Source organism: Methylobacterium sp. WL119 (assembly GCF_008039875.1).
GTDB lineage: Bacteria > Pseudomonadota > Alphaproteobacteria > Rhizobiales > Beijerinckiaceae > Methylobacterium.
On the sequence record NZ_VRUU01000002.1, the window covers coordinates 84,756 to 111,299 of the forward strand.

Genomic DNA, 26,544 nt, shown 5'->3' on the forward strand with positions numbered 1-26,544 from the left:
CGGAGGTTGCCGGTTCAACCCGGCCGCGCGACGCGGTAGACCCGTGGCATGAGCCGTCTCGACCTTGCCCGCTTCCCCCGTCTCGCGCTCCTCGAGCGTCCGACGCCGATCCAGCCGCTCGACCGGTTCTCGGCGGCCCTGGGCCCGGCGCTAAACGGGGTCCGCCTGTTCGTGAAGCGCGACGACCTCGCGCCGATCGGCGGGGGCGGCAACAAGCTCAGGAAGCTCGAGTTCCTGCTCGGGGCGGCCCGCGCCGAGAACGCCGATACCGTGATCACGGTCGGCGCGCTGCAATCGAACCATGCGCGCCTCACCGCCGCTGCCGCCGCGCGCGAGAACTTCGCTTGCGAACTCTTCCTGAGCCGGAGCGTGCCGCGCACCGACCCGGACTACGTCGGCAACGGCAACCGCTTCCTCGACGACCTGTTCGGCGCCCGCGTCCACGAATTGCCGGCCGACGCCGACTCGCTCGCCGCCGCCGAGGTCCGCGCGAACGCGCTGCGGGCCGAGGGGCGGCGGGTCTACGTGTTCCCGTCCGGCGGTTCGAGCGCGGTGGGCAGCCTCGGCTACGCCGCCTGCGCCGAGGAGATCGCCGGGCAGGCCGAGGCGATGGGCGTGACCTTCGCCCACATCCTCACCGCCAACGGCAGCGCCGGCACCCATGCCGGCCTCGCCGCCGGGCTATTCGCGATGGGTCGCGATCCGAGGCTCGCGAAGTCCTACGCGGTGCTCGCGGCGCAAGACCATGCCGAGGCCGAGACGCTGGCCAAGGCCAACGCGACCCTGGGGCTGCTGAAGCCCGGCGCGGCGCTGTCCGCTTCCGACATCGTGATCGACGGAAGCCATCGCGGCCCGGGCTACGGCATCCCGACCGATGCGATGCGGGAGGCCGTGCGCCTGATGGCCCGCAGCGAAGGCGTGCTGCTCGATCCGGTCTACAGCGGCAAGGCCTTCGCCGGCCTGCTGCACGACGTCCGCGCCGGCCGCTACCGGCCGGGCGAGGCGGTGCTGTTTCTGATGACCGGCGGGGTGCCGGGGCTGTTCGCGTATCGAAGCGCGTTCGCCGAAGCGTAAGCCCCTGGAGCATTTCCCCTGATCCCCGGGTCATGGAAAATGCTCTATCGTGTCGTGGGATCACATTAACTTCCCGCGAGCCGGGATCCACCTCGCTCGACAATGCTCTAGCGCTCGGTCAGCTTCAGCTCGATCCGGCGGTTCTTCGCGTAGGCCTCGTCGGTGGTGCCGGCGTCGAGCGGCTGGAACTCGCCGAAGGCGCCGGCGAGCAGCCGCTGCGGCGGCAGGCCCTTGCTCGCGAGGTACTGTACGACGGCGATGGCGCGCGCCGCCGAGAGCGACCAGTTCGACGGGAACTGCGCGCTGGCGATCGGGCGCGAATCGGTATGGCCGTCGACCCGCAGCACCCAGGGCAGGTCCGCCGGGATCTGCTTGGCGAGGTCGAGGATCGCCCCCGCGATCCGGTCGAGCTCCGGGCCGGCCTCGGCCTTCAGCGAGGCGGAGCCTGCCGGGAACAGCACCTCGGATTGCAGCACGAAGCGGTCGCCGACGACGCGGATGTCGGTGCGATTGCCGAGGATCTGCCGCAGCCGGCCGAAGAAGTCGGAGCGGTATCGGGCAAGCTCCTGCACCTTCTGCGCAAGCGCGACGTTGAGGCGGCTGCCGAGGTCGGCGATGCGGGCCTGGCTCTCGCGGTCGCGGCTCTCGGAAGCCGCGAGCGCATCCTCAAGCGCCGCGAGCTGGCGCCGCATCGCGCCGATCTGGTCGTTGAGCATGTCGATCTGCGACTGCGCCCGGCCGGCCGCGCCGCGCTCGGCCTGGAGCTGCCTGTCGAGGTCGCTTGCCTGGCCCTTGCTTGAGGCCGTCGCCGCGGCCTCGGCGCGGGCCCGGTCGCGCTCGGCCTCGGTCGCGAGCAGGGTGTTGCGGAGCGCCTGCGCCGTCTCCTCCTGCCCGCGCCGGTTCGAGCGCTCGAGCGCCAGCAGGTCGGTGAGGTCGACGATCTGGCGGTTGAGCTTGGCCAGCACCGTGTCGCGCCCGGTCAGCTCCTGCGACAGGAAGAACTGGCCGACGACGAAGATCGTCAGCAGGAACACCACCGACAGGAGCAGCGTCGCCAGCGCGTCGACGTAGCCCGGCCAGACGTTGACGCCGCGGTCGCGGCGGACGAGGCGGGAGGCCATCAGACCCGCTCGCGGCCGAGCCGGTCGAGCACCTGCTTCATCTCGCGCTCGCGGCCGGCTTGGGCCTCGACCCAGTCGCGGATCATCTGCTGCTCGGCGCGCATGTGCTGGACGAGCCCCTGGATGCCCTCGGCGAGGTTGGTCATCGCCAGCGTCGCCGCCCGCCCGTTGGCGCCTTCCGACACGACGGTGGTCAGGCGGTCGACGGCTTCCTGCAGCGCCTCGACCGCGACCGGCTCCTGCCGCGCCTGAACCGGCGCGGGCGCGGCCGCCTCCTCGCCCGAGACCAGCCAGTCCTCCAGCTCGTTGTGGAAGCGGGCATGGGCCTGGCTCGCCTGCAGGTCGAGGAAGCCGGTGATGAGCGAGCTCGCCAAGCCGAACAGCGACGCCGAGAACGCCAGGCCGATGCCGCCGAGCGGCACGGCCAGCCCGTTCTTCAGCTCGTCGAACATCACGCTGGCCTCGCCGCCGCCGCGCATCGACTTGATCACCGAGCCGACCGCCGAGAGCGTGTCGATGAGGCCCCAGAACGTGCCGAGCAGGCCGAGCAGGATCAGGATGCCGGCGATGTAGCGCAGGGTGTCGCGGCCCTCGTCGAGGCGCGCGGCGACGGTGTCGAGGAAGGCCCGCACCCCCGGCAGCGTCGCGCCGTCGCGCCGGGCCTGGATCGCCGGCACCAGCGGGACGACGAGGCGCGGCGGGCGCTTGGCCGCCTCCCCCGAGGCGACCGCGTTGACGTAGGACGCCTCGCGGTAGAGCCGGATCACCTGCCCGAAGGCCAGCAGCACCGCGATGAGGAGTACGCCGAGGATCAGGCCGTTGAGCCCCGGATTGGCCTGGAAGGCGGGCGTGATCTGGCGAAACAGGATGAAGGCGAGGAACCCGACCAGGATCAGGAAGACCAGCATCCGGACGAGGTAGATGCCCGGCTTCGCGATCGGTCTCCTGGCCGCCGGAATCTTGCCCGCCGGACTCTTGCCGATCGGCCTGTCCGCACTCGGCTGTGCGGGAAACGCGGTGTCGGAACGGGCGGCCATCGGTCGCGACTCTTCGGAAGGTGGCGCGAGGTCGTCTCCCGAAGATGATCGGCGGCCTCGATCGAGCAGGCCGGCACTGTGGCGTCAGCCTACGATGCGATCAAGCCGCACAGCGCGCGTTCGCATCGTTCAGTGCGGACTAATCCCAATCCCGCGGCCAGGTCTCCTCGAGATGAGGCCCGAGGCGAACCGCCGAGACCGTGACGGCGAGGCCGTCCGCATTGGTCTCGACGGCGATGCCGCACAGGGTGCCCTCCCCTTGCGCCGCTTCGAGGCGGGCGCCCGGCGTCTTCTGCAGGAAGCGCCGCAGCGGCTCCTCCTTCTGCATGCCGAGCACCGAGTCGTAATCGCCGCACATCCCGGCATCCGTCAGGTAGGCCGTGCCGCCGGGCAGGATGCGGTGGTCGCCGGTCGGGACGTGGGTGTGGGTGCCGACGACGAGGCTGGCGCGGCCGTCGAGGAACACGCCGAAGGCCTGCTTCTCGCTGGTCGCCTCGGCATGGACGTCGATGACGACCGCATCGGCGGCCTCGCCCAGCGGGCAGGCGGACAGCTCGCGCTCGACCGCGGCGAAGGGGTCGTCCAGCGCGTCGATGAACAGCCGGCCCATCACGTTGACGACGAGGACGCGGGCGCCGGCCCGGGTCTCGACGATGGTGGCGCCCCGGCCCGGCGTGCCGGGCGGGTAGTTCGCCGGCCGGACCAGCTTCGGCTGGCGGGCGATGAAGACCAGCGCCTCGCGCTGATCGAAGGAGTGGTTGCCGAGCGTCACCGCGTCGGCGCCGGCCCCGAGGATCTCGTCGCAGATCGACTCGGTGATGCCGAACCCGCCGGCCGCGTTCTCGCCGTTCACGACCACGCAATCGAGCCGCCAGCGCTCGCGCAAGGCGGGAAGCCGGTCGGTGACGGCCTTTCGGCCGGGACGCCCGACCACGTCGCCGAGAAAGAGAAGCCGCATCGTCAGAGGTCTTTGGTGAGGGGAACGAACCCGGCCTCGGTCACGAGGTGGTCGAGGGGGCGATCGTGCGGCTCGGCCGGGACCCGCTGGATCTCCTGGACCGAGAAGGCGATGCCGATGGTCAGCACCGGGCCGCTGCGCGACAGTCGGCTGATCGCCTGGTCGTAGTAGCCGCGGCCGTAGCCGATGCGCTGGCCGCGCCGGTCGAAGGCGGCGAGCGGCACGATCAGGGCGGTCGGGTCGAGGGCCGGCAGGTCGTCGCGCGGCTCGCTGAGGCCGAAGCGGCCGGCGACCAGCGTCTCGCCCGCGCGCCACTCGCGGAACACCAGGCCGTCCGGCGTGACCTTCGGCAGCGCGACGCGCTGGCCGCGGGCGAACAAGCACTCGATCAGCGGGCGCGGGTCGGCCTCGCTGCGGATCGGCCAGAAGGCGCCGACGAGGGTGGCCTCGGCGAGGCCCGCGACCGTGAGGGCATGCTCGGCGATCGCGAGCGATCCGGCGCGCCTGGTCTCCGGGTCGAGGGCGTCGCGCCGTGCGAGCGCGTCGCTTCGCAGGGCGGCCTTGTCGGAGGAGGTCGAGTGCGGAGCCACGTGAGCCGTTGGAGGATCGATCCCGGGAAACCTACAGTGTAGGTGGGCGCCGTGTTGGCCAAGTCCAGGGACGAGGCCAGGGACAGCTCCCGGGGGAGTCGATAAGGCCCCGGGGAAAGTGCTCCTGACGGACTCTGCAGCCCCGCCCAACACATGTAGCGGTGCGCCCCCGTCCGCGCCAGGGGGCGCGAGCGCCGAGCGTCGTGAAATCAGCGGCCGAGCAGGGTGCGCAGGCGGGGCGAGCGCGCCGACCCGTCGATGCATTCGAGCGTCGCCGACCGGTTGAGGGTGTGGAGGCGGGTGCCGGGCCAGGACGGCCCGGCGGTCAGCCTCGTCTCGACGGTCTGCGCGTAGCCCTCCGCGTCGAGGCGGTCGATCCGGGCGAGCGCCAGCGCCCGGCCGTAGCCCTCGGTGCAATCCTGGATCGGGCGGATCAGGGCTCCGTCGCGCGCGACGATGCGTCCGGCCGGCCGCGCCGAGGCGACGTCGACCAGCACCGGGTTGTGGGCATGCGGCGTCCAGGGCCCGCGGAAATCCGGTGCCGACCAGAGATGGAGCGCATCCGAGTACGAGCCGCTGCCGAGCGCCGCGCCGAGCGGCGCATCGCGGACGGTCGCGAACATCCACCACAGGCCGCCATGCTCGACCAGGGTCGCGTCGCTGGCGACGACGCCGGAGACCAGCGTCGCCTCCTTCACCCAGCCGCCCGGAAAGGCGGTGGCGCGGTAGAGGTCGATCGTGCCGGCGCTGCCGGTCTCGGGCACCATCCAGGCCTCGCCCGCGCGCTCGAACACGAACGGATAGGAGAGGTGATGGGCCTCCTCCAGCACCGGAACCGGTACGCCGATCGGGCCGTCGGTCGAGAACCGTACCGCCGAGACGATGCCCTTGGCCGTCGCGTGGACGAAATCCTCGACGAACAGCCAGGTCTCGCCGCGATGATCGAGGGGGAACGGGTCGGCGTAGAAGCGCCGGCCGTCGTCGGGCAGGGTGGTCCAGCCGGTGTCGGGGTGCCGGCGAAGGTCGATCACGTCCGGCCCGTCGAGCCGGCGCCAGCCGACCCGCCAGTGCGGGGCATGGTAGCACAGGTGGTAGAGCCGCTGCGCGACGGCGTGGGCGAGGATGCGCCCGGTGCGTGACAGGATCTGGGGGGCCGTGAGCTCGGCCGGTGGTGCCGCGATCCCGGGGCGTCCCGTCGCGGGGCCGCCCTCGTGGCGCCCGGCGAGCGCCGCCGCCAGCAGGGACACCGTGCGGATCAGCGCGTCGTCGAAGGAGGTCAGCATCACCCCGCGGCGTTCGGTGCCCGCGCGACCCGATGCGACGAGCCGGCTCCCGTCGGCGAGCGCCATCATCGGGGCCCGCCCCGCCAGGAGGCTCGCGAGCAGACCGGCCTCGCCCGGCCGGCCGTCGTAGGACAACCGCCAGATCGAGCCGGCCTCCGCGGCGGCGACGTCGCCGCAGAGGTCGACGATCAGATCCGGCCGCGCATGCCCGGTCGGCCGCCACGCGGACAGGTCGCGATCCTGCGCCGGCGACGAGGCGCCCGATCGCGGCAGGCGGTGGATCAGCGTCTCGAGCGAGAACAGCAGGTCGGCGTTGGCCGGCCACGCGTCCGGCCCGGGGCGCGCATCGATCTCGATCGCGTCGACGCCCGGCAGGACGGCGATCCGACGGAGCAGGTGCACGTGCCAAAGGCGCGGCCTCCGACCATCGAGACGCAACCTGAGACGCATGCCGCCGACCGATCCCTCTCGAACGTCCCGGCGAACGCCGCGTCCCCGCCCGTCGCGTTCGGCGCCAGGAACCGGGATACCCGGTGCAATCCGTCGTTGCGATCTATCACCAATTTCGTGACCGAGAAGATAACCTTGAAGACAGAGGCCGCCGCCCGATCGACATTAACCCTTACCCGAAGAAGCGAGGTCCGAACCCGGGGTACTACGCAGTCTTGAGGGATTTTCATTCAGTTGCGCGCACCTTGCAGTATCCGGTCAGGCGCCCGTAAAACTGACCCAATTTGACACGACGGTGGCCCACGGTGGCACAGCTGAACAGAAACCTTGCCGTTTCGGCCTGGATCGAGCCGGTCGCGCCCGAGCGCGTGGTCACATCCAAGCCCGAGACCACGGCCGAGCTCGGCGACCTGTGGCGCATCCTGTTCCGGCGCTGGAAGCTGATCCTCGGCACGGCGAGCGTGCTGGGCTTGGCGGCCCTGGCCTACGCCGTCCTCACGCCGTCCCTCTATACCGCGACCGCGCAACTCCTGATCGATCCACGCGACCGCGTCGTCGTGAACAACGACGTCAATCCCGGAGCGCTGTCGCCCGACGGCGGCGTGACGCAGGTCGAGAGCCAGGTCCGCGTGATCGAATCGGACACCGTGCTGTCGCGCGCCATCGCCGAGACCGGGCTGGACAAGGATCCCGAGTTCGGTGCGGCGAGCACCGGCATCGTCGGGCGCGCCGTGCGCTCCCTCCGTGAGATGATCGCCGGGCGGCAGCCGGACAAGGTCGTCGACGCACGCGGGCAGTCCCTCGACCGGCTTCGGCGCAAGCTCTCGGTGAAGCGTGCTGACAAGGTCTTCGTCGTCGACGTGATCGTCACCACCACCGATCCGGACAAGTCGGCGCGGATCGTCAACGCCATCGCCAAATCCTACCTGTCGGACCAGACCGAGGCCCGGGCCGAGGGCGCCAAGCGCGCATCGGGCGAGCTGCGCGGCCGCCTCGACGACCTGCGCAACGCCGTGAACCAGGCCGACCTGCGGCTGGAGGACTACAAGGCGAAGAACGGCCTGATCGCGTCCAGCGGGCGCCTCGTCGGCGAGCAGCAGCTCACCGACAGCAACGCCCGCGTGGTCGCGGCCCGAACCCGCACGGCCGAGGCGCGCGCCCGCCTCCAGGGCGTCAAGGACGCCCGCGGACGGCCCTTCGCCGCCGGCGCGACGCCCGAGGCGATCCAATCCTCGGTGATCGACCGCCTGCGCGGCCAGTACGCCGAGCTGGCGAGCAAGGAGGCGGACCTGCGCACCAATCTCGGCGAGCGGCACCCGTTCATCGCCGCGACTCGGGCGCAGATGCAGGACGTGAAGCAGCTGATCGACGGCGAGCTCGGCCGCATCGCTCAGGCGGCGGAGTCGGAGTATCAGCGGGCGCAGGCCAACGAGCGCACGCTCACCGCCGACCTCGAGAAGCTCCAGAAGCAATCCGCGGTCAGCGCCCAGTCGAGCATCCGCCTGCGCGAGCTGGAGCGCGACGTCGACGCGAGCCGCACCGTCTACAACAACTTCCTCGTGCGCTCGCGCGAGCTGAAGGAGCAGACCGGGATCGACAGCACGAACGCCCGCGTCATCACCTGGGCGCGCCCGCCGGCGGACGCCTCCTGGCCGCCGCGGCTGTTCCTAGTGCTTGCGGCCTCGCTCGCCGGCCTCGGCCTCGGCACCGGCTTCGCCCTGGTTCGGGAATATGCCGAGCCGACGGTGCTGTCGCAGCGCCAGCTCGAGCGCCTGTCGAACGCGCCGGTCGTCGCGACCCTGCCGCGCCTGCGCCGCCGGAGCGACGGCGCCAGCGCGTCGGCGGCGGGCTTCACCCTCGACCACCTCCACGAATCGACCGATGGCGGCCGCTCGATCAGCATCCTCGTCACCTCCGGCGAGGCGGACGACGCCGACCGCAAGGCGGTGATCGACCTGCTCGCCTCCGTCGCGGTGGCGCGCGGCGAGCGGGTGCTGATCGTCGACGCCGACATGCGGATCGACGATTCGAGCGTCGGCGGCCTCCTCGACGTGCTCCGCGGCGAGCAGAGCCTGAACGCCGTCACCCGCCTCGATCCTGCGACCGGCGCGCGTCGGATGGGCATGGGCGACGCGCAGAAGCCGGTGCGCGACGCGTTCCTGCGCACCAACGTCGAGCGCTTCCTCGCCGGGGTGAAGGGGCGCTACGAGCTGGTCATCCTCGACGGCGGCGTCTTGTCCGAGAACCTGCGGATCGGGCCGGTCGCGGCGGCCGCCGACCGCCTGCTGCTGATCGTGCGCAACGGCGCCACCCGCCAGCGCGACCTCCTCAGCCTCGTCGGCACCTCGGAGGCCCTGGGCCGGCCGGTCTCCGGCTCGCTGCTGCTCGACGCGCGCGCGGCGAGCTGAGGAACCGATCGTGACGCAGGCGTACCGCCCGACGACGCCGGCGCACGCGGCCCGGCGGCAGCCGCAGGCGTTCCCGCTGCCCTCCCTCTCGCGGTTCGAGTCCTGGGCCCTGGTCGTGCTCGCCCTGGTCACCTGCGGCCTGTCGGGCGGCATGCTCTGGGCCGTGGGCATCAACTACGACGGCATCACCGGCTCGGCGGCGCAGAAGGTCCATCCCGCGACCTACCTCGCGGTGTTCCTGTTCGGCTGGACGATGCTGCGGGCCGGCAACCCGGTGATCCCGATGGCGGCGGCGGCCGAGCGGCGTCCCGCGAGCGTGCTGCTCTGCCTCGTCGGCTTCGGGCTGCTCGCCTTCATCGCCTCGCGGAACGGGACCGGGCTTGCCGGCTCGCTCGACACCTACGTGCTCACCGGCCTCGTCGTGATCCTGATGGCCGACCGGGACGCGATCACCATGCGGCACGTGGAGATCGTGGTGCACGCGGTCATGGTCGCTAACGCCGCGCTCGGCCTCGTCGAGTTCGTGAGCGGCCAGCGCTTCTTCCCGTTCCGCATGGACGGGCAGGCCTTCGACACCGACACGCGCTCGGCGGCGCTGCAGGGCCATCCGCTGGCCAACGCGACGTTGACCGCCTGCTACATCCTCGCCCTGTTCAACGGCGGCGGCCAGCTCCGTCCGATCACCCGCGCCGGCTTCATCACCCTGCAGCTGGTGGCGCTGATCACCTTCGGCGGACGCTCGGCGACGGTGGTGACGCTGTGCTTCGGCAGCGTCTTCGCGGTGGTCGCCCTCAACCGGGCGCTCCGCACCGGGCGCGTGCCGCTGCTCGGGGCGGCGATCGCCGTGTTGATGCTGACGATGGTGCCGATCGTCGTCGGCGGGCTCGCCGTCGGCGGCTTCTTCGACGCGCTGCTCGAGCGCTTCGTCTCGGACGGCGGCAGCGCCAATGCCCGCGTCGAGATGCTGGCGATCTTCGATGCGATCCCGTTCCGCGATCTCCTGGTCGGGCCCGATCCGTCGATCGTCGACACCCTGCGTCGGATGTACGGCCTCGAATGGGGCATCGAGAACCCGATCGTGCGCAGCCTCCTCTACAACGGCGTCGCGATGACGGTGCTGCTGATCGTCGCGATCGCGCTGTTCCTCTACGAGGTGGCGCGGCAGTGCCGGCACGGCGTGTTCCTGCCGATCCTCGCCTTCGTCGTGCTGATCAACACCTTCGAGAGCATCGGCGGGAAGACGACCCTCCTCGCTAAGTTCGCGCTGATGCTGCTGGTGCTGTACCCGCCCCGCCCGCTCAGCGCCTCGCCGTCCCCGGCATCGTCAGGCCCAGCGCGGCGATGATCGCGGGATCGATGCGGTGGGCGTCGTACATCAGGCCGAGCCCGTCGAACAGGTTCCAGAACGCCCAGGCGAAGCCCGCGGCCTCCGCCGCCTCGCGGACGTCGCGGATGTAGCGGGCGCGATCGGGGGCGCGCGACGCGACGTAGCGCGCATCGCTCCTCAGGGCGCCGAACTCCCCCATCAGGATCCGTCGCGGCGCGACGCCGTAGAGGTCGGCCCAGGTTCGGATGTCGGCGAGATTGCGATCGAGGTAGCCGCGGTCCGGGTCGGCGGCGAAGTACTCCTTCATCTTCGTCTCGGTGACGGCGTAGGCCGCCGCCTTGTCCGCGTCGGAGGTCGCGGTGTCGGCGCGCATGCGGGCGCGGACCGCCGCCAGCGTCGCGTCAAGCGTGCCCGCGCGCGCCGGCCACGGCACGTCGTTGAGCGCCCGATAGATCGGCTCGTCCTTCATCCAGGGCGCGCCCTGGTGCGAGAACAGGTAGGGCTCGTAGAAGTGGAAGGTGAAGAGCACCGGAGCGAGGGCGGCGAAGGAGGCGGGGTCGAGGGCCGTGAGGCCCGAGCCCATGCCGCCGCAGGCGCCGGTCGCGACCAGCGTCATGGCAGGCGCCGCCTTCCGCGCCGCGCCGAGGAGCGCCGCCTGCACCCGGTTCCAGGCCACCGCCCCGCAGGCCTGCGGCGGCTCGTTGACCGGTTCCAGGGCGATGCGGCCGGGCGCCCGTCCGCCGAAGCGCCGGGCGAGCTCGACGACGACGTCGCGGTAGGCGGGAAGCAGCGGCGCCGTCGCCGTCCCGTAGAACCGATCGGGGTTGTAGTGGTGGGTCGCGGCGTTGGCCTGGACGTTCAGCACCAACGACAGCCGGCTCGCGAGGATCAGATCGACCGCCTCGGACAGCATCGCGAACAGCCGCTCCCGCTGCGCGCCGGCGAAGGCGGCGAACGGGCCGGGATCGATCGGCAGGCGCACAAAATCGAATCCGGCCTCCGCCAGCTGCCGCAGGTCGCCGGCATTCGGCACCGGGCGGTCGGGCTGGAACGGCGGCCAGGCGTAGTCGGTGCGCGGCGCGGGGTATTCCCGGGTCAGCGAGAACCACGGCCACAGGCTGATGCCACGGCGCAGCACCACCGGCTCGGGCGTCGCGGCTGCGACCGGCCCGGCGAGCGTCACGGCGAGCGCGCCGCCGATCACCGTACGGCGGTCCGTCGCCATCGTCAGGCGACCGGATCCGCCGCGGCGCCGGCCGTCCGGCGGAGCGGCAGGCCGCCCGCACCCGGGCGCATCGCCGGCACATCGTCCGTGATCGGCTCGGACATCGGCGGATATCCGCCGAGCCGGCGCGCCTCGCGCTCGTAGGCGGCCAGGATGTCGTTCCACGAAAAGGCGGCGGACCTCCGCCGGGCCGCTGCACGGGCGGCCGCGACGGCCGCGTCGTCGCCGAGAACAGTCTCGATCGCCCGCTCGCATCCGTCCACGTCGGAGAAGTAGAACTGGCCGTCGCCCGCAGTGCCGCGATTGAAGGCGTTGTCGTGCGCGATCACCGCATTGCCGGCCCACAGGGCCTCGACCAGCGAAGGGTTGGTGCCGCCGACCGTGTGCCCGTGTAGGTAGGCGCGGGCATGGTAGCGCAGCGCCTGGACCGTCTCGGCCTCGTAGATCGCGCCTGGGAACACCACGCCCTCCCCTGCCGCTCGCCGCAACGCCCGGTGGTAGGCGTTGCTCGGGTCGAACGTGCCGAGCACCACCAGCTTGGCAGAGCGCGGCTTCCTTGAGAACGCCTCGACGAAGGCCAGCACGTTGTTGTCGGGCTCGATCCGCGCGATCGAGACGAGGAATCGATCGGGTTCGAGCCCGAGCGTCTGGATCGGCGCTTCCTTCGGCGCGCGGATCGGGTCGCCGCCGTAGGGGATCGTCGCGATCGCCCGGCGCGGACGGCGGGTCGCGAGATGGTCGGCGATCGCCGGGTGGTCGGCGATCAGCCGGTGCGAGCTCCAGGCCGCGATCCACTCGCTCACCCAGAAGAACGCCCGCACCGCCAAGGACCATTTCGGGCGCCGCCACTCGATGCCGTCCATGTTGGTCAGGATCGTGGCGCCGCGCAGCCTGAGATACGGCAGGAAGATCGCCCCGTTGTAGCCGAGCACGAGGCAGACGCCGCCGCGCGTCACGGCGTCGTGCGCGCAGAACGCGTCGAAGGCCAACGTCGCCGCCGGGCCGGTCGCGGCGACCTCCACGGTGATCAGCTCGATCCCCCGCCACATCGTGGTGGAGACGCGCCGCCCGACCCGCTCGACATCCCGCTCGCAGTAGACGCCGACGCGCCAGCCGCGCGCGGCGAGATGCAGCGCGAGCCGTTCCGCGAACGTCTCGAACCCGCCATGCGACGCAGGGATGCCGCGCGTCCCAAGAATTAGGAGCGCCGGCGCAAGATCCCGCATACGCGAACCCCTTCCGATTTCAGTCAACTTCCGGTATGCGAGAAGACTTACTAACGAAGCGTCTCCGGAATACAACCAATAGTTGTTGTATCAGTGGTTAATTCAACTTATGCGTGCTGATCCAATACTTCGGACCGGGTATTCTTTCACGGACGGGAATGTTCGGGCGCCGGGCGGGTTCCTCGCCGCGCGGGACGGACGCGCCGTCCGCCGCATCACCTGCGTGCATCAGGGCTACGAGCTCTACGGATCGGATCGCAGCTTCTGCGAGACGGTGCGGACGATCCGCGAGGCCTATCCGCAGGCCTGGATCGACGTGGTGCTGCCCAAGGCCGGCCCGATCGTCGCGATGCTGGAGGACGCCGCGTCGCGGATCGTGATCGAGCCGATCTGGGTGCTGCGCCGGCGCAACCTGCTGCGGCTGGCGACGCTCGGCATGGCAGCCCTGCCCTTCGCCGTCGCCCGCGCGCTCCGGCGCATCCGGGCCAGCGATCTCGTCTACGTGAACACCACCGTCGTGGCGGACTACCTGCTGGCCGCGCGGCTCCTGCCCGGCCGAACCGTCGTCCATGTCCATGAGATTCCGGAGGGGGCGACCCTGACGGTGCTGCGCAACCTGATCCGCTGGAGCCGGGCGAACATCATCTTCAACTCGCGGGCGACGCAGGCCGCCTTCGCGATGCCGAAGGATGCGACCGTGCGCGTGGTCTACAACGGCATCGCCGGCCCGGCCCTGCCCAACACCGCGCGCTACGACGGCAGCCGTCCGCTGCGCCTGCTGATGCTCGGCCGGATCAGCCGCATCAAGGGCCAGGAGGTCTTGGTCGAGGCGATCCGGCGGCTGCCGGAGGCGATCCGGTCGCGCATCGAGCTGAAGATCGTCGGCAGCGCCTTCGAGGACGACGCCCGCGAGGCGGCGCTGGCCGCACAGGTCGCCGAGGCCGGACTGTCGGGGCAGGTCACCTGCTCGCCGTTCGTCGCCGACCCCGCTTCGCTCTACCGCTGGGCGGACGTGGTCACGGTGCCGTCGCAGCTGCCGGAGTCGCTCGGACGCGTCGCGATCGAGGCGCTGGCCTACGGCATCCCGCCGTTGGTCTCCGGCATCGGCGGCCTCACCGAGATCGTCGAGGATCGCGCGACCGGATGGGTCGTGCCCCCCGGCAACGTCGAGGCCTTGTCGCGGGCGCTCGCCGAGATCGTCACCCGCCCGGACCTGTGGACGGGGTATCCGGCGGCGGCGCGCGCCCGCTACGAGCGCATCTTCGACGAGAAGCTCGCGGCCGAGGGAATCGCGGCGATGCTGCGCCTGACCTTCCAGGGCGAGCCCGCCCGTGTGCCCGGCACCCGCACGCCGGCGAACGCCCCGTCGAACTCCGCCGGCTGACGGGGGCGGTCCGCCCGACCGCCGGACCTGCGAAGCCCGCCGGCATCGGCCCTCTTGTGCGTGCTCTGCGCAACGCTCCGTTAGCCAAGACCGAAGCCGGTCGCCGGCATGCTCGACCCGGCCCGGAACCGGTTTCGAAACGAAGTCTTGACGATACGGTCGAGCTTACAGCCTCCGGTGATCGCTTCGTAAGTATTCTCCTGCGATCGTTTCGGCGGACGTTGTTCCATCGTTCGACCGCACGCGGTATTGCTGTTCCTCATCCACTGCACATCGCGCCTGCGGTTGCGACACTCACACGATCTCGCCGGATCGCGTTCGCGCTCCGGTCTTCCGTGCTTCGACCCGCTTTCGGCCCCATGGCCGGCACGGGCATGAGAGATGGGATATGATCAGCACCTTCATCGAGCAGATCCTCGATCGCATCTCGGCCGCCAACCTCCTCGCCGCCGGCCTCCTGCTCGCGACCGCCCTCGGTTGCGCCGTGATCGCCTATTGGCGGACCGTCGAGGAGAAGTCCTTCGCAGAGTTCTTCGAGTTTTTGCTGCCGCACGAGGTGATCACCCACCCGTCCGCGCGCGCCGACCTGCTGTTCTACATCACCCGCAAGGCGATCATGCCGTTCCTGCTGATTCCGGCGGGCGTGACCTTCGTCGTCGCGGTCGGCTACGCGACCAACAAGATCGTCGGCACGATGTTCGGCATCGATGCGCCGCTGATGGGCGGGTCGCCGGGCCCGATCACGGTGATCGTCTTCACCGTGACCATGCTGCTCGCCTACGACATCTCCTATTACCTGTATCACACCGCTCAGCACCGGTTCCCGTTCCTGTGGGAGCTGCACAAGGTCCACCATTCGGCCGAGGTGATGGTCGGCATCACCAAGGATCGCGTCCACCCGCTCGACGAGCTCATGAACCGCGCCTGGGACGGCGTCATCCCCGGCATCTGCTTCGGGTTGTGGACCTTGATCGCACTCAACCCGGTGGAAGTCACGGTGTTCGGCGTCAACGTCTACATCATGCGCAACATCCTGATGATGGACTTCGTCCGGCACACGCATTTCAAGATCTCGTTCGGCAAGCTCAACAACCTGATCCTGTGCCCGCACTGGCACCAGCTGCACCACAGCACCAACCCGCGCCACTACGACAAGAACTTCGGGCTGCTGTTCTCGTTCTGGGATCGGGTCTTCGGAACCCTGTGCGTTCCCGAGCCGAACGAGAGCTTCAAGTTCGGCCTCGTCGACCGCGACGTGCGCGACTACCAGTCGCTGAACGGCCTCTACATCCTGCCGCTCAAGAAGATGTGGCGGGTCGTCAAGCGCCGCTTGAAGCCGCGTCGCGCCGCCCCGATCCAGGCCCGGGAAGGGTCGCAGCCGTGAGCGCGGAGCGTTTCGAGATCGTCCGCACGGGCGAGCGGCTCGCCGAGGTCGGCCCGGCCTGGACCGCCCTGTGGCGTGAATCCGGTGCGCTGGTGTTCCAGAGCCAGGCCTGGATCGCCGCATGGTGGGCGACGGTGCCGGATCGGGAGCGGCGCGCCTTGCAGATCGTGCTGGCCTGGCGCGGCGACGCCCTGGTCGCGGTGCTGCCGATGGCGACCTGCCGGCGGAAGGGGCTGCGCCTGCTCGAATGGGCGGCCAAGGACCACACCGATTACGGCGACGCCCTCCTGGCCGGCGACGATCCCGGTCTCCTGCGGCGGATGTGGGGGCATCTCTCGGCCGCCGGCGGGTTCGACCTAGTCTACCTGAACCGCCTGCTTCCGGGTGCGAAGGCACGGGCGCTGCTCGATCCGAGCCAGGCGGCCGGCGTGCGCCTGCGACCGAACCATCGCAGCGAGGTCAGCTTCCGCGTCGCCGGCGATTGGCCGACGGGCGAGGCCTGGGTCGCGGCGCAATCGAAGAAGACCCGCCAGAATTATCGTCGCGGCCAGAAGTTCATCGGCGAATCCGGCCCGTTGCGCTTCCGCCTGCTGCCGCCCGACGCGCCGATGGAGCCGGTGCTGCTGCGGCTCGCCGACCTGAAGCGCAAGTGGCTCGCCGGCAACCAGCTCGAATCGAACCTCTACGACGAGGGGTCGCCCGCGCTCTCCGCCCTGGTGCGGGTGCTGGCCGAGACCGGCCTGCTGCGCGCCTTCGTGCTCGAATGCGATGGCGTCATCGTCGCGGTGTCGATCAACTTCGTCCAGGCCGGCACGATGATGGCCTTCGTCACCACCTACGATCCGGCGTTCGAGCGCGGCTCGCCCGGCATGGTGCTGATGATGGACTACATCCAGTGGTCGATCGACCAGGGGCTGCACACCGTCGACTTCCTGTGCGGGGCCGAGGCGTTCAAGAGCCGCTTCGCCACCACCAGCGTCACGCTCGACGCCTTCATGGGCCGCAGGACGCTGCCGGGCGCCGCCGCGATGATGCTCGATTCCTGGAACCTCGTGGTCCGCGACATGCGCCGCCGCAGCGGCACGCCGCCGCCGCAGGTTGCAGCGGCGAGCGAAGCCGCCTGAACCCGGAACGCCGGCGTCCGTTCACGCGGCGGCCGCCGGTGCCGACGTGCCGGCCGCGAAGCGGTCGGCGGCCTCGCGCACCCGCCCGTCGGGATGGCGGGACCGGTCGCGGAACGCCTTCGCCGACCACAACGCGGTGACGCATTCCGACACCGCGAGGCCGATCAGCGCGAAGGGCGGCGCCAGGGTGAGCAGCAGCGGCACCATGATCAGGAAGCCGATGCCGGCGCTGACCAGGGCGCCTGCGGCGATCACCCGGAACGCGGCCGACGCTTCGAGGAACGCCCGCGGGATGGCGTAGAGCAGCGCGATCGTCACCACGCACCAGACGCCGAAACCGATCGCGGCCATCGGCTCGCTTGCGAAGCGCCCGTTGAACAGGTGCCGCTCGATGATCGGCAGCGCCGTCCACATCGCGACCCCGTAGGCGAGGCAGGCGAGGCCGATCAGGGCCGTGCTGCGCACGACGAGGCGCCGCGCCTCGCGCCGGCGGCCCGCGGCGAGCAACGCCGAGATCTCCGGCAGGACCATGTTGTTGAGGGCGTTGGTCGGGATCCGCAGCGGCGCGAACAGCACCAAAGTCGCGGCGATCGGCGCATAGGCCGCGGGCCCGGCCAGCAGCGCGAACAGCAGCGTCAGCCCCTGGCCCTGGACGGTCGTGCCGGTGACGCCCAGCAGCGACCAGGCCAGCGTGCGCCAGATCTCCAGGTAGCGCCGCCGCACGCTGGCACGGAACGAGACCCGGACCGGTCGCCCGATCGCCGCCAACGCCACGGCGATCCCGGCCGCGTGCGCGGCCGCGATGCCGAGGAAGGCGTGCTCGAGCAGGGCGTCGTCGCCGGCATGGAGGAAGACGACGAGCGCCAGCCCGCAGGCCGAATAGACCATGTCGCTCGCGCCCGCGACCCAGGGCGCGCGGCGCGCCAGCAGCACGATCCGCAGGTAGCTGCGGAAGGCGTAGAGCCCGACGAAGGCGCCGCCGGCGAGCGCCGTGACCCCGAGCACCGGCGCGAGCCCGACCGACACAGCGGCGGCCATCAGCAGCGCGACGGCGGTCGCTCCGGAGCCGAACACCATGTCGTGGCCGCGTTCCGCCGGGCGGCCGAAACTGCGCGCGAGAAAGAGCGTCGCCGGCACTGCGACGAGGGCCCGGATATACGTGACGCCGACGGCGCCGATCGTGAACACGATCGCGAACAGGCCGTACCCGTGGGCGCCGAGCTCCCGCACGAGCACGATGTTTAGGACGAAGTGGAACAGGCTCTGGATCAGTTCGCCGGACAGGATCACGGCGAAGCGCCGACCGAAGCGTCCGATCTTCGGAAGCCTCATGCCCCGCGTCCCCGACGGTCGGAGAGCGCGCGGCACCGTGCAGCAATCACGCGCGCGACGCCAGTCCGTGTCTGAATATTTCCGTGTCCGGCCATGATATCGATCTGACGAGGTGAAGGTGTCTTCGAGACGAACGATCGCCCGGTGCGATATCCGAATCGACGAATGATCACGCGTTTGCCTAGGATGAATCTCGCATATCTTTTTGCAACGCACCATGCGGTCGCGGGTTACGTAGATCGTCGCCGGCCGACTACGCATGCGGATCGTCCTGCCCGCGAAACGTCATGCGCCCGGCTCGCGGTTCCCCTACGTTGGGAACGCCGTTTGGTTTCAGCGGGGCTTGATCGGCCGGCCGCGATGCCGCAAGCCCGACACCCATCGATCCATCGGCCGCCCGTGACGCCTCGCGCAGCACCTGCTTCATCCGCACGATCCGGTTCGGCACCGCCAGAGGGGCGGCACGGGCGCGGCGCACGATGACGCGCCTCAGCGACGACTGCTTCGATCCGTCGGTGCCGGTGATGACCGTCGCCGAGGCGACGGCGATGATCCTGTCGCGGCTCCCCGTGGTGGCCGGCGTGGAATCCGTTCCGCTGTCGCAGGCCGACGGCCGCATCGCCGCCGAGGATGTTTCGGCGGCGATCGACGTCCCGCCCTTCGACAATTCGGCGGTCGACGGTTACGCGGTGCGCTTCTCCGACCTGTCCGAGACCGGATCGACGCTGCTGCCGGTCCGCGGGCGCCTGCCGGCCGGCGCCGCGCCGTCGGCGCTTTCCGCGCGCGCCGCCGACCGGATCTTCACCGGCGCGGCGATGCCGGATGGTGCCGACACGGTGGTCATGCAGGAGGACGTCGAGGTCACGCCCGCGGGCGTCGTGCTGCCGTCCGGCATCGTCCGCGGCGCCAATCGTCGCCCGGCGGGCGAGGACATCGCGCGAGGCAGCGTCGCGATCCCCGCCGGCCGTCGGCTGCGACCGCAGGATCTGGCGCTCGCCGCCGCGATCGGACGCGACGCCATTCCCGTGCGGCGGGCGTTGCGCGTCGCGGTGTTCTCCACGGGAAACGAGCTGACGGAGCCCGGCGGCGCGCGCGCGGCGTCCGGCATCCACGACAGCAACCGCGTGATGCTTATCGCGCTGCTGCGGCGGCTCGGGGCCGATGCCCGCGACCTCGGCATCCTGCGCGACGACCCGGATGTGCTCGCCGCACGCCTGCGCGAGGCGGCGCAGGGGCACGACCTGATCCTCACCTCGGGCGGCGTCTCGGTCGGCGAGGAGGATCACGTGAAGAACGCGGTCGCCGCCGCGGGATCGCTCGCGTTCTGGCGGCTGGCGATCAAGCCCGGACGCCCGGTCGCCATGGGGGTGGTCGCCGGCACGCCGTTCGTCGGGTTGCCCGGCAATCCGGTCGCGGCCTTCGTCACCCTCGCCTTCGTCGTCCGGCCCCTTCTCGATCGCCTCAGCGGCGCGGTCCATACGGAGCCCAGGGGCATGCCCATGCGGGCCGCCTTCGCGCTGTCGCGAAAGCCGGGCCGGCGCGAGTTCCTGCGCGTCTGCGTGCATCGAGCCGCCGACGGGGCCTGCGAGGCGACGCTGTTCCCGCGACGCGGCTCGGGCACCATCACCTCGCTCACCGGCAGCGACGGCTTCGCCGACGTGCCCGACCATCTCGGCCGGATCGATCCGGGAGACTTTCTGGCATTCCACGCCTTTGCCGCGATGTGGTGACGGCGTGATCGTCGGCGATGCGGCACCGCAACCGCTAGGCTCCAGGCGCGATGCCGGCTATCGTCGAGGTCGCATCGGCATCGTTGCTGCCGGTTGAAGGCGAGCGCATCATGAAGCCCCACGCCGCGGTCAGCGACGTTCCCCCGCCGCCGGGCAAGCGCCCGTTCGTCCTCGTCGGCCTGGTGGCGGCCGGCCTGTTCGGTTGGGGCGGCTACGGGCACTGGAAGCAGTCCGCCGCCGCCACGGAGACGCAGCGCAAGGTGCGGGAGACCGTGCCGGCCGTGCGCGTCGCCGCGGTCGAGCGCAGCGACAAGCCGGTCGACCTGACCCTGCCCGGCGATACCCAGGCCTTCGCCCGCGCCGCGATCTTCGCCCGCGCGACCGGCTACATCGCCGAGCGCCGCGTCGACATCGGGTCGCGGGTCAAGGCCGGCGACATCCTGCTGCGGATCGCGGCGCCCGAGCTCGACCAGCAACTCGCTCAGGCCGAGGCGCAGGCCGGGCAGATGCGGGCGCAATTGCTTCAGGCGAAGGCGCAGGTCGACCAGGCGCGCGCCAACGTCAATCTCGCCAACCTCACCAACAACCGCACCTCGACGCTGGCGACGCAGGGCTGGGCCTCGCGCCAGAACGCGGACAACTCGCAGGCGGGCGTGCTGAGCCAGGGCGCCTCCCTCGCGGCCGCGGAAGCCGGGGTGAAGGTCGCCGAGGCCAACATCAAGGCGCAGGACGCGACCGTCGACCGCCTCAAGGCGCTCACCAGCTTCAAGGACGTGGTCGCCCCCTTCGACGGGGTCGTCACCACCCGCAGCGTCGACGTCGGCGACCTGGTGAAGGCCGACGGCAGCGGCACGGCGCTGCTCGGCATGGATCGCGACGACATCCTGCGCATCAGCGTGAACGTGCCGCAGAACGCGGCGATCGGCGTCAGGAAGGGCGTCGTCGCCACGATCAAGGTGCCGCAGATTCCGGACCGCACCTTCTCGGGCCGGGTCGAGCGCAGCTCGGTGGCGCTGCTGACCGCGTCGCGCACCCTGACGACGGAAGTCGACGTGCCGAACCCCGATGGGACGCTGCGCGCCGGCCTCTACGTCTACGTGACCCTGCAGATTCCACGTCCTGAGCCGGCGGTGATCGTTCCCGCCGACGGCCTGGTGTTCAACCAGGGGGGCACCCAGGTCGCGGTCGTCGGAGACGACGACCGGGCCGAGTGGCGCTCGGTGCATATCCGGCGCGATTTCGGGACGACGATCGAGATCGACCAGGGCCTGACCGGGCAGGAGCGGATCGTGCTCGGGCCGCCGGCCGACCTTCGCGACGGCCAGCGGATCAAGCGCGATGGCGGCCCCGGCGAGGCCAAGCCGGTCCAGGCGGCGGCGCGCTGAGGGCGCTCAGTTCACCCGGACGATGAGCTTCATCTTCGGGTGGATGCCGCACAGCACGAGGAAGGTGCCGTTCTTCTCGAACGTCACCGGCGTGCGGCTGCCCGGGACCTGATCGCCGGAATCGAAGTTGAAGGCGTCCGACTCGATGTAGATGTGGTGGAGCAGGTCGCTGTCGTCGTTGACGATGGTGATCGTGTCGCCGCGGGTGACGACGAGGCTGTTGGGCTGGAACGCCCGGCCCTTCTGCGACACGAGGTGACCGCTCGCTTCCAGCCGGCCGACGAAGGCCATGCCTGCCAGAACGCCCGCGACCAGCGCCACCGCCGTGCCGGCGACGGAGCGTGGGGCCGAGCGTGGGCTCGCGCGGCCGATCACCGATTCCCTGAGGTTGGGCATGGCGTCCTCGAAGATCACGCCTCATGGTTGCGCGGCCGTGGTTAAGATTCTGCTGATGTCGACGGCGGCTTTCGCGTGCTCCACAACGTAACTGCAGCGTTGCATCGGGCTTCGGTACGAGCCTCGGTGCCCGATCCAGCCGCCGATACGCGGCGCACCGGCTAATGGCGCCTTAACATTTCGCATTTAACTTGGCCGAGCGCGGGCAGAAAAAAGCTACGTCTCGATGCGATGGAATGGGACCGGACCGAATAGGAGGCCACGCTCGGCAACGAGCGGGATGCCGCGCATGGTGGATGCGCGGGTGACCATCCGTGGCCGGATCCTCCTGGCGTTCCTGACCATGAGCCTGATCACCGGCGCGCTCGGTCTCTACGCGATCCGGGGCCTTCAGGATGCGGGCGAGCTCGTCAACCGCACCTACGACGAATCGCTGATGTCGATCAATTACGCGCGGGCCGCGGCAGCGGACTTCGCCAAGATGCGCTCGGCCTTCGCCCGGCGCATGGTGACCGGCGATCCGGCGGCCGCCTCCAAGCTCGATGCCGAAATCAACGAGTTCGCCGCGACGCTCTCCGACGACCTCGGGATCGCCGTCGAGCGCTCGCAATCCGACCGTGTGATCCGTTCGGCCAAGGCTGTCCAGGAGGGCGTGGAGCTCTGGGAGTCGATGCGCCACGGCCTCGACGGATCGACCGGCAAGAGCGCCGCCTGGGACGCCCTCGACCGCCAGGCCGGCATCGTCGACGGGCAGATCGAGCTTCTGGTCAACTATACCGCCGGCGACGGTTTCGTCTTCCGCCAGACCGCCCGGACCGTCGTCGCGCAGGAGATCCGCTTCAACGTGATCGCGATGGCGGTGGCGCTGATCCTGTCCGGCTTCGTCGCCTACCTGCTGAACCGCCGGATCATCGGCCCGCTCGCCTCGGCCTCGGCGGTCGCAGAGCGGATCGCGGCCGGCCGCCTCGACGACGCGGTGCCGACCGGCGGCCGCGACGAGCTGGGTGCGCTCCTGCGGGCCATGGCGACCATGCGCGACAACATCCAGGCGATGATGGAGCGCGAGGTCAGCCAGCGCCGCTCCGCCGAGGCACTGCTGGCCGACGCGCTCCAAAGCTCGCGCGAAGGCGTCGTGGTCGTCGACGCCCACGGGCGGATCGCTCTGGCCAACGCCCAGGCGCTGGAGTTCTTCAGCGGCCTGCGCTCGGCCGTCGAGGTCGGATCGTCGGTGATCGCGCTCGCCAACGGCGAGATCGACGCGCCGGCCCCGATGATCGACTGCGCGCGGACCCTGTCGCGCGACGGCGAGGTTCTGCTCGCCGACGGCCGCTGGTTGCGCGTCAGCCGCAGCGCCACGCAGGAGGGCGGGTTCGTCGCCGTGTGCAGCGACATCAGCGTCCTGAAGGAGCAGGAGGCCGGGCTCACGCAGACGAACCTGCGCCTCGACGCGGCGCTCGACAACATGAGCCAGGGCCTGTGCCTGTACGATGCCGACCACCGCCTGATGGTGGTGAACCGGCGCTACGCCGAGATCTACAACCTGCCGCCCGGTTCGGTCGTGCCGGGCATGTCGGCCGAAGCGGTGCTCCAATGCAGCCTCGGCGCCGGCCACCATCCGGGCTCGACCCTCGCCGATATGCTGCGCGAGGCCGCCTGCATCTTCGGGACGAGCCGCCAGCGCACCCATTTCCAGGAACTCGCCAACGGCCGGGTCGTCGCCATCGAGCAGCGGATGACCGCCGATGGCGGCTTCGTCGCGACCTACGACGACGTGACCGAGCGGCGCCAGGCCGAGGCGCGGATCGCCTATCTCGCCCACCACGACACCCTCACCGGCCTGCCGAACCGGATCCTGTTCAGCGAGCAGGTCGACGCCGCGATCGCGCAGGCCGGGCGCGGCACCGGCTTTGCCGTGTTCTGCCTCGATCTCGACGATTTCCGGCCGGTGAACGACACCCTCGGCCACGTGGTCGGCGACGAGCTGCTGCAGGCGGCGGCCAACCGGATCGGCGCCTGCATCCGCGAGATCGACAGCTGCGCCCGCCTCGGCAGCGACGAGTTCGCGATCCTGCAGCGCGGGATCGACACCGCCGAGGATGCCGCCGTGCTCGCCCGCCGCCTCGTCGAGGTGCTGGGCGCGCCTTTCGTCCTGTCGAGCCACACGGTGACCCTCGGCGTCACCCTCGGGATCACCCTGGCGCCTTACGACGGCACGAGCTGCGAGAAGCTCCTGATGAACGCCGACGTCGCGCTGGCGCGGTCGAAGGTCGACGCCCGCGGATCGTTCCGGTTCTTCGAGCCGGAGATGGATGCGCGCCTGCAGGCACGCCGGCTGTTCGAGGTCGACCTGCGCGAGGCGGTCGCCAACGAAGCCTTCGAGGTCCACTACCAGCCGATCTACTGCCTCAACGCCGACCGGATCTGCGGCTTCGAGGCGCTGCTGCGCTGGAACCACCCGGTGCGCGGATGGGTGTCGCCGGTCGAGTTCATCCCCGTCGCCGAGGAGCTCGGCCTGATCGTGCCGCTGGGCGAATGGGTGCTGCACCGCGCCTGCGAGGAGGCCGCCCGCTGGCCCGAGGGCCTGAAGGTCGCCGTGAACGTCTCGGCGGTGCAATTCACCTCCGCGAGCCTGATCACCGCCGTGCGCGAGGCCCTGCAGCGCACCGGCCTGCCCGGCCAGCACCTCGAATTGGAGATCACCGAATCGGTGCTGGTCGCCAACCCCGGCGCGACGACGGCGATCCTGCACAATCTCAAGATGCTCGGCGCCCGCGTCTCGATGGACGATTTCGGCACCGGCTACTCGAGCTTGAGCTACCTGCGCAGCTTCCCCTTCGACAAGATCAAGATCGACCAATCCTTCGTGCGTGACCTGTGCGCCGAGAACGGGACCGAGTTCATCGTCCGTGCGGTGATCGGCCTGGGCGCCAGCCTGCGGATGACCACGACGGCCGAGGGCGTCGAGACCGAGGCGCAGCTGTCCAAGCTGCGAGCCGAGGGCTGCGACGAGGTCCAGGGCTACCTGTTCAGCCGACCGGTTCCCTCGGTCGAGCTGCCCGCCCTGATCACCCGTTGGAACGGCGCGGCGCGGGCGATCGCCTGATCCACGCCGCCCGGTTCGGCCGACGTGGATTCGATCGGTCGAGTCGCGGACCGGCGGTCCTACTCCGCCGCGTCGAGGCGCGGGCGTTCGATCACCGTCCGGCCGCGCTTGACCAGCTCGGCCGTGCGGAACGCCACTTCCAGGGCCTGCTCCGCGTTGAGGCGCGGGTCGCAGTAGGTGTGGTAGCGATCCTGGAGGTCGTCGGCCGTCAGCGCGCGGGCGCCGCCCGTGCATTCGGTCACGTCCTTGCCGGTCATCTCCAGGTGGATGCCGCCCGGGATGGTGCCTTCGGCGGAATGGACGCCGAAGAAGCCCTCGATCTCCTGCATCACCCGCTCGAACGGGCGCGTCTTGTAGCGGCCGGCCGAGATCGTGTTGCCGTGCATCGGATCGCAGACCCACACGACGCTGCGCCCCTCGCGCTCGATCGCGCGAACCAGGCGCGGAAGATGCTCGCCGACCTTGTCCGCCCCGAACCGGCAGATCAGGCTGAGCCGACCGGCCTCGTTGCCGGGATTCAGCTTGTCGACGAGCCGGATCAGGCCGTCGGCCTCCATCGACGGCCCGCACTTCAGGCCGATCGGGTTGCAGATGCCTCGGGCGTACTCGACGTGGGCGTGATCGGGCTGGCGCGTCCGGTCGCCGATCCACAGCATGTGGCCCGACGTGGCGTACCAATCGCCGGTCGTCGAATCGACGCGGGTCATCGCCTCCTCGTAGCCGAGCAGCAGCGCCTCGTGGCTGGTATAGAAGTCGGTGGTCCGCACCTCCTGGTGCGTCTCGGGATTGATCCCGATGGCGCGCATGAAGTCGAGCGCCTCCGTCATCCGCTCGGCGACGTCGGCGTAGCGGGACGATTGCGGGCTGTCCTTGACGAAGCCCAGCATCCAGCGGTGCGAGTTCTCGAGGTTGGCGTAGCCACCGGTCGCGAAGGCGCGCAGCAGGTTGAGCGTCGCCGCCGACTGCCGGTACGCCTCGAGCTGCCGGCGCGGGTCCGGGATGCGCGCCTCGTCCGTGAAGGTCAGGCCGTTGACGATATCGCCGCGGTAGCTCGGCAGGCTCACGCCGTCGAGCGTCTCGGTCGGCGAGGAGCGCGGCTTGGCGAACTGCCCAGCGATGCGCCCGACCTTCACCACCGGCGACGCGCCGGCGAAGGTCAGCACCAGTGCCATCTGCAGGAACACGCGGAAGAAATCGCGGATGTTGTCGGCCGAATGCTCGTCGAAGCTCTCGGCGCAATCGCCGCCCTGAAGCAGGAAGGCCTGCCCGGTGGAGACGCGCGCGAGCGCCGTCTTGAGCTTGCGCGCCTCGCCGGCGAAGACCAGGGGCGGGAAGCTCGCGAGCTGGGCCTCGACCGCTTCGAGGGCGGCCGGATCCGGATAGGCCGGCACCTGCTGAATCGGCAGGTCACGCCATGTCTTCGGTGTCCAACGCTCGCCCATCACACAACTCCCCCGCACCGTGCGGCGATCTTTCCTCCACGCCGAATCCTGGCGCGAAGCGCGGCTTATAGAGTGCTTTTTTCCGGGGAGCGAGATGAGGCCGGCGCAGGCCAGGGCGGATCGGGGGTCAGGTCCCGTATCCGCCTCCGCGAAGATCAGCCTTCGCCGTCCTCGACCTCGATGCCGTGCTCGGCCAGGATCCAGAAGATCGCTTCCAGGTCCTCCGCCGAGACGTCCCGGGGCGGAAGCGCCTCCTCCAGGTCCTCGTAGGTCAGGCAGCGGCTGCGCCGGGCCGCCGCCTTCGTGAGCAGCGCCTCGATCGCGCCCTGGATGTCGGGCGCCAGCGCGTCCCGGCTCGGCAGGGTGGTGGTGAAAGCTGGCCGGAGCGCGTCGGCCAGGAGGCCGTCGATCACGCGCTGACGCCGCGCCTGCGCGTCGCCGGCCGTCGGCACCGGCTCGGCCGGGCCGGCCTTGCCCGGCTCGCGCTTGCCGGGGTCTTTCTTGCCGGAGTCTTTCTTGCCCATCGATCGGATATGGCTCGTGAAACCGCGCCGTCGAGACCCGG

The 26,544-nt window shown here is 70.6% G+C and carries 21 protein-coding genes and 1 other RNA gene; 9 read left to right on the forward strand and 13 right to left on the reverse strand.

Translation table 11 applies throughout. The annotated features are described in order from the left end of the window. The first annotated feature begins 48 nt into the window (after nucleotides 1-48). A complete protein-coding gene (locus tag FV227_RS01540) occupies nucleotides 49-1,074 on the forward strand; it encodes a D-cysteine desulfhydrase family protein (RefSeq protein WP_147858161.1) in 1,026 nt (341 codons plus the stop codon). Between the two features lie 107 nt (nucleotides 1,075-1,181). On the opposite strand, the gene FV227_RS01545 is transcribed toward FV227_RS01540, so the two are convergent. The 6 genes from FV227_RS01545 to FV227_RS01570 all read right to left on the reverse strand — a co-directional run bounded on the left by FV227_RS01545 (nucleotide 1,182) and on the right by FV227_RS01570 (nucleotide 6,465). Beyond that, complete coding sequence (locus FV227_RS01545; protein ID WP_147729081.1) at nucleotides 1,182-2,195, reverse strand: peptidoglycan -binding protein; 1,014 nt, start codon at nucleotides 2,193-2,195, stop codon at nucleotides 1,182-1,184. Further along, a complete protein-coding gene (locus FV227_RS01550) occupies nucleotides 2,195-3,103 on the reverse strand; it encodes a MotA/TolQ/ExbB proton channel family protein (protein WP_243946301.1) in 909 nt (302 codons plus the stop codon). Before FV227_RS01550 ends, FV227_RS01545 begins: the two co-directional genes overlap by 1 nt. A 268-nt stretch (nucleotides 3,104-3,371) precedes the next feature. After that, nucleotides 3,372-4,190: a TIGR00282 family metallophosphoesterase gene (locus FV227_RS01555; protein WP_147727811.1), complete on the reverse strand. Its 819-nt coding sequence runs from the start codon at nucleotides 4,188-4,190 to the stop codon at nucleotides 3,372-3,374. A 2-nt stretch (nucleotides 4,191-4,192) separates the two neighbouring features. Further along, nucleotides 4,193-4,780 (reverse strand): 5-formyltetrahydrofolate cyclo-ligase, encoded by a 588-nt coding sequence (locus FV227_RS01560; RefSeq protein ID WP_147727810.1) that lies wholly within the window; start codon nucleotides 4,778-4,780, stop codon nucleotides 4,193-4,195. Further along, nucleotides 4,770-4,926: non-coding RNA, 6S RNA (ssrS, locus tag FV227_RS01565), on the reverse strand. Before ssrS ends, FV227_RS01560 begins: the two co-directional genes overlap by 11 nt. A gap of 63 nt (nucleotides 4,927-4,989) precedes the next feature. Further along, entirely contained in the window at nucleotides 4,990-6,465 is a 1,476-nt protein-coding gene (locus tag FV227_RS01570; protein ID WP_313899076.1) for a formyl transferase, read from the reverse strand. Between the two features lie 353 nt (nucleotides 6,466-6,818). On the opposite strand from FV227_RS01570, the gene FV227_RS01575 reads away from it, so the two are divergent. Both FV227_RS01575 and FV227_RS01580 read left to right on the forward strand, forming a co-directional pair. Then, nucleotides 6,819-8,921, forward strand: coding sequence for an exopolysaccharide transport family protein (locus FV227_RS01575; RefSeq protein ID WP_147727808.1), 2,103 nt, complete (start codon nucleotides 6,819-6,821; stop codon nucleotides 8,919-8,921). A 10-nt stretch (nucleotides 8,922-8,931) separates the two neighbouring features. Next, entirely contained in the window at nucleotides 8,932-10,266 is a 1,335-nt protein-coding gene (locus FV227_RS01580; protein ID WP_246686350.1) for a VpsF family polysaccharide biosynthesis protein, read from the forward strand. Here FV227_RS01580 and FV227_RS01585 read toward each other — a convergent pair. Both FV227_RS01585 and FV227_RS01590 read right to left on the reverse strand, forming a co-directional pair. Continuing rightward, nucleotides 10,220-11,473, reverse strand: a complete 1,254-nt coding sequence (locus tag FV227_RS01585; RefSeq protein ID WP_147858163.1) for a cellulase family glycosylhydrolase — start codon at nucleotides 11,471-11,473, stop codon at nucleotides 10,220-10,222. The two genes, FV227_RS01580 and FV227_RS01585, sit on opposite strands and share 47 nt — an antisense overlap. A gap of 2 nt (nucleotides 11,474-11,475) precedes the next feature. Further along, nucleotides 11,476-12,699 carry a DUF1972 domain-containing protein gene (locus FV227_RS01590; RefSeq protein ID WP_147858164.1) on the reverse strand — a complete coding sequence of 408 codons (1,224 nt, stop codon included), beginning with the start codon at nucleotides 12,697-12,699 and terminating at the stop codon, nucleotides 11,476-11,478. Nucleotides 12,700-12,913: 214 nt separating this feature from the next. On the opposite strand from FV227_RS01590, the gene FV227_RS01595 reads away from it, so the two are divergent. The 3 genes from FV227_RS01595 (at nucleotide 12,914) to FV227_RS01605 (ending at nucleotide 16,591) form a co-directional block, all read left to right on the forward strand. After that, the gene (locus tag FV227_RS01595; RefSeq protein ID WP_246686353.1) at nucleotides 12,914-14,083 is read left to right on the forward strand and encodes a glycosyltransferase; all 1,170 of its coding nucleotides are present in this window, start codon (nucleotides 12,914-12,916) and stop codon (nucleotides 14,081-14,083) included. A gap of 388 nt (nucleotides 14,084-14,471) precedes the next feature. Next, a complete protein-coding gene (locus FV227_RS01600) occupies nucleotides 14,472-15,467 on the forward strand; it encodes a sterol desaturase family protein (RefSeq protein ID WP_147841108.1) in 996 nt (331 codons plus the stop codon). Beyond that, nucleotides 15,464-16,591: a GNAT family N-acetyltransferase gene (locus FV227_RS01605; protein WP_147727755.1), complete on the forward strand. Its 1,128-nt coding sequence runs from the start codon at nucleotides 15,464-15,466 to the stop codon at nucleotides 16,589-16,591. Before FV227_RS01600 ends, FV227_RS01605 begins: the two co-directional genes overlap by 4 nt. 21 nt (nucleotides 16,592-16,612) lie before the next feature. Here the strand turns inward: FV227_RS01605 and FV227_RS01610 are convergent, their stop codons facing one another. Together FV227_RS01610 and FV227_RS28770 are read right to left on the reverse strand one after the other, a co-directional pair. Continuing rightward, nucleotides 16,613-17,923 (reverse strand): hypothetical protein, encoded by a 1,311-nt coding sequence (locus FV227_RS01610; protein ID WP_147858165.1) that lies wholly within the window; start codon nucleotides 17,921-17,923, stop codon nucleotides 16,613-16,615. A 253-nt stretch (nucleotides 17,924-18,176) separates the two neighbouring features. Beyond that, a complete protein-coding gene (locus tag FV227_RS28770) occupies nucleotides 18,177-18,350 on the reverse strand; it encodes a hypothetical protein (protein ID WP_187274645.1) in 174 nt (57 codons plus the stop codon). 52 nt (nucleotides 18,351-18,402) lie between these two features. Between FV227_RS28770 and glp the strand changes: the two genes are divergently transcribed. Next, nucleotides 18,403-19,653: a gephyrin-like molybdotransferase Glp gene (gene glp / locus FV227_RS01615; protein ID WP_147858166.1), complete on the forward strand. Its 1,251-nt coding sequence runs from the start codon at nucleotides 18,403-18,405 to the stop codon at nucleotides 19,651-19,653. A 110-nt stretch (nucleotides 19,654-19,763) separates the two neighbouring features. After that, a complete protein-coding gene (locus FV227_RS01620; RefSeq protein ID WP_147727862.1) occupies nucleotides 19,764-21,038 on the forward strand; it encodes an efflux RND transporter periplasmic adaptor subunit in 1,275 nt (424 codons plus the stop codon). Nucleotides 21,039-21,044: 6 nt separating this feature from the next. Here the strand turns inward: FV227_RS01620 and FV227_RS01625 are convergent, their stop codons facing one another. Continuing rightward, nucleotides 21,045-21,434, reverse strand: coding sequence for a plastocyanin (locus FV227_RS01625; protein ID WP_348642513.1), 390 nt, complete (start codon nucleotides 21,432-21,434; stop codon nucleotides 21,045-21,047). 280 nt (nucleotides 21,435-21,714) lie between these two features. Between FV227_RS01625 and FV227_RS01630 the strand changes: the two genes are divergently transcribed. Then, nucleotides 21,715-24,537, forward strand: coding sequence for an EAL domain-containing protein (locus FV227_RS01630; protein WP_246686351.1), 2,823 nt, complete (start codon nucleotides 21,715-21,717; stop codon nucleotides 24,535-24,537). Between the two features lie 59 nt (nucleotides 24,538-24,596). Here the strand turns inward: FV227_RS01630 and FV227_RS01635 are convergent, their stop codons facing one another. Continuing rightward, complete coding sequence (locus tag FV227_RS01635; RefSeq protein ID WP_147727864.1) at nucleotides 24,597-25,979, reverse strand: 3-deoxy-7-phosphoheptulonate synthase class II; 1,383 nt, start codon at nucleotides 25,977-25,979, stop codon at nucleotides 24,597-24,599. Between the two features lie 155 nt (nucleotides 25,980-26,134). Continuing rightward, nucleotides 26,135-26,503 (reverse strand): RNA polymerase sigma factor region1.1 domain-containing protein, encoded by a 369-nt coding sequence (locus FV227_RS01640; protein ID WP_147842866.1) that lies wholly within the window; start codon nucleotides 26,501-26,503, stop codon nucleotides 26,135-26,137. Nucleotides 26,504-26,544 lie beyond the last annotated feature (41 nt).